General features: G+C 29.9%; 2 protein-coding genes and 1 pseudogene. 2 read left to right on the top strand and 1 reads right to left on the bottom strand.

What is annotated here, in order from left to right:
- Positions 1–457: 457 nt before the first annotated feature.
- Positions 458–1,414 (top strand): NAD(P)-dependent oxidoreductase, encoded by a 957-nt coding sequence (locus BMZ74_RS14175; protein WP_089862854.1) that lies wholly within the window; start codon positions 458–460, stop codon positions 1,412–1,414.
- A 63-nt stretch (positions 1,415–1,477) separates the two neighbouring features.
- Here the strand turns inward: BMZ74_RS14175 and fucO are convergent, their stop codons facing one another.
- The gene (fucO, locus tag BMZ74_RS14170) at positions 1,478–2,626 is read right to left on the bottom strand and encodes a lactaldehyde reductase (protein ID WP_089862853.1); all 1,149 of its coding nucleotides are present in this window, start codon (positions 2,624–2,626) and stop codon (positions 1,478–1,480) included.
- A 343-nt stretch (positions 2,627–2,969) separates the two neighbouring features.
- Between fucO and BMZ74_RS14165 the strand changes: the two are divergent.
- A pseudogene (locus BMZ74_RS14165) lies at positions 2,970–3,168 on the top strand (hypothetical protein); the annotation flags it as partial.

Here is a 3,168-nt window from a genome sequence, read left to right as displayed (position 1 = left end):
GTAGTGGATTTAGTCATTAGACCGCAATATAAAATTTCTCCCTTATCGGGATCGTTAGGTTTCAATCCTTGTTGTAGTGGATTTAGTCATTAGACCCGTTTTTGAACAACCTTATTGCTATAACAGTTACCATAGCTATTTGTCTAGAAATTTATTCGGCTAAAATTTATGATTTTCTACTGTGAAAATAGTTATTTTTAGACAAATGCCGCGACTTTGACCATCCTGACCAAATATGATATAACTACACTTATCAAGCTTCGCAAAAATTAAAGCAAATAAATTTGTCTCAGAATTTAGATAACAGCTACTTGTTACTTATATTTTATAGTTAAATTAGCTATTTTGCAAGTTAAATAGATATTTTAAAATCTATAAATTGCTAGTTAAAAATTAATATGTTAGTATATATAAAAAGCTAAAGGTTTATTATATTTAAATTGAAAGAGGGTTAAAAATGAAAATTTTAGTCTATAATTGTCGGGAAGATGAAACAGAATTTTTTAATAAATATAGCCAAGAACATGAAGTTAAAATTAAATTAACAAGCCAAAGCCCTAATTTAGAAAATGCTCAATTAGCAGCAGGTTTTGACTGTCTTAGCATTATTACAACTAAAATAGACAAAAATTTACTTGCTAAGTATAGTAAATTAGGAATTAAATATATATCTACTAGAACAATTGGCTATGACCATATTGATTTAAAAAATGCTAAAAAATATAAGATTGGAATTGGAAATATAAGCTACTCTCCAGACAGTGTAGCAGAATATACTGTTATGCTAATTTTAATGTCAATTAGAAAAATGGAGCTTATTTTAAGTCGCAGTAAAGTTCAGGACTATTCTCTATCTAAATTACGAGGACGTGAATTACATAATTTAACTATTGGAATCATTGGAACTGGCAGAATTGGCAAAGCCATTCTAAAGAAGCTAAATTCTTTTGGTTGTCGCCTACTTGCTTATGATCTTAACCCAGATCAAAAAAATAAACTGGCTGAATATGTAGATCTTAACCAATTAATTAAAAAAAGTGATATTATTTCACTCCATGTACCTGCCACAAAAGAAAATAAACATTTAATTAGTCAAGAAAGATTAGCTTTAATGAAAAAAAATAGTTATATAATTAATACAGCTAGAGGTAGTCTAATTGATACATCTGCTTTAATTGATGCACTAGAACAGAAAAAAATTGCTGGTGCAGCCTTAGATGTTATCGAAAATGAGGCTAATATATATTATAAAGACTTTAAAGGAGAAGTAATTTCAAATCATGAGCTTGCAATTTTAAGATCTTTACCAAATGTAATTTTAACTCCCCATACTGCTTTTTTCACTAGACAAGCTGTTAGTGATATGATAGAAAATTCAATTTTAAACTGTATTAACTATTTAGAAAAAAATTAAACTATTTAATTAAATAATATTTTAAAAGGGTCAGCTTAATAAGCTGGCCCTTTATAAATCAATTTAAATTAAAGATTTATATAATTCACTAATATCTTCTACACTTGTTTCTTTAGGATTTCCTGGACGACAGGCATCTTCATAAGCAGATTTAGCTAAAAACTTAATATCCTCTTCTTTGACAATTTCTGATAAATCAGCTGGAATGTTTACATCTGCTGCTAGTTTCCTAACAGCTTCAACTGCTGCCTGACGATATTCTGCCTGGCTCATTTCTTCAGTTCCTTCAACCCCCATCACTTGTGCTATATATTTATATTTATCACCAGTTGCTTCAGCATTATATTCCATAACAGCTGGTAAAATTATTGCATTGGCTATTCCATGTGGAGTATCATATAAGGCGCCTAAAGGATGGGCCATAGAATGAACAATGCCTAAGCCAACATTTGAAAAACCCATTCCTGCTATGTATTGAGCAAGAGCCATATCTTCTCTACCCTGAGCTTCATTTTTAACAGCAGATCTTAAAGAGCGAGCTATTATTTCAATTGCTTTTAAATGAAACATATCTGATAATTCCCAGGCACCAGCTGTAATGTAACCTTCAATCGCATGAGTCAATGCATCCATACCAGTTGCAGCAGTTAATCCTTTGGGCATAGTAGACATCATTTCGGGATCTACTACTGCTATAACAGGAATGTCATGAGGATCAACACATACCATTTTACGATTGTTTTCAACATCTGTAATTACATAATTTATGGTTACTTCAGCAGCTGTACCAGCAGTAGTAGGAACTGCAATAATTGGAACAGCTTTATTTTTAGTATCTGCTACTCCTTCTAAACTTTTTACATCAGCAAATTCAGGATTATTAATAATAATTCCAATTGCTTTAGCAGTGTCCATGGAGGATCCGCCTCCAATAGCAATTATATAATCAGCTTCTGCTTCTTTATAAGCTGCTACACCTGACTGTACATTCTCAATTGTGGGATTTGGTTTAATATTTGAATATAGCTGATAAGCAAGTTTGTTTTCTTCCAGAACATCTAACACTTTTTTACTAACACCAAGTTCAACTAAATCTGGATCTGAACAAATAAATGCTTTTTTAAATCCTCTTTGCTGTGCTTCATTAGCAATTTCTTTAATAGATCCAGCACCATGATATGATGTTTCATTTAAAATAAACCTATTTACCATTTTTTACAACTCCTCTAGTTTAATTATATTTTTTAAAATAATAATTGATAACTTTTTCACAACTATTGCTATAAATTAACTTAGCTTACAATAGCTAAGTTAGGCAATATTTTTTGTTTTATATTTTTATTTGTTGTTTTATTTGATTATATTTATATTTTAATATTGTTTTTTGCTAAAGTCAAGTCTAATTATAGATTAATATCTAAAAATTTTGGTTGTATAATTAATGTTGTGAAGAAAAAACTGTAAATCTAAAAATATCTAAATAAAAAAGGCATTTGCCTGGCTCCGTTGAATTAAATAGTTACAACACCAAAAATTCAATAAAGGAGTCAAGCAAATGCATAATAATCTTATCACAGATTTAATGGATTTACCAGACCTAGTTGCAACAGATTTAATTAAAACGGAGGAATATTTAGTTTTTGTAGCTGACTATAAAATAGATCATGTTAAATGTCCTGTCTGCGGCAAAAAAGCAGAAAAGATTCATGATAGAAAAACTCAAATGATTCAGGATACTTCTCTTCGAGATAAAA

It is taken from the genome of Halanaerobium salsuginis (assembly GCF_900114545.1).
GTDB lineage: Bacteria > Bacillota > Halanaerobiia > Halanaerobiales > Halanaerobiaceae > Halanaerobium > Halanaerobium salsuginis.
The sequence above is the reverse complement of the archived record's forward strand: the minus strand, read 5'-3'. Positions and strand labels throughout refer to the sequence as shown.

Excerpts from the sequence above, each read along its gene's own strand:
- BMZ74_RS14175 (WP_089862854.1), top strand. The coding sequence starts at position 458 with ATGAAAATTTTAGTCTATAATTGTCGGGAAGATGAAACAGAATTTTTT.
- fucO (WP_089862853.1), bottom strand. The coding sequence starts at position 2,626 with ATGGTAAATAGGTTTATTTTAAATGAAACATCATATCATGGTGCTGGA.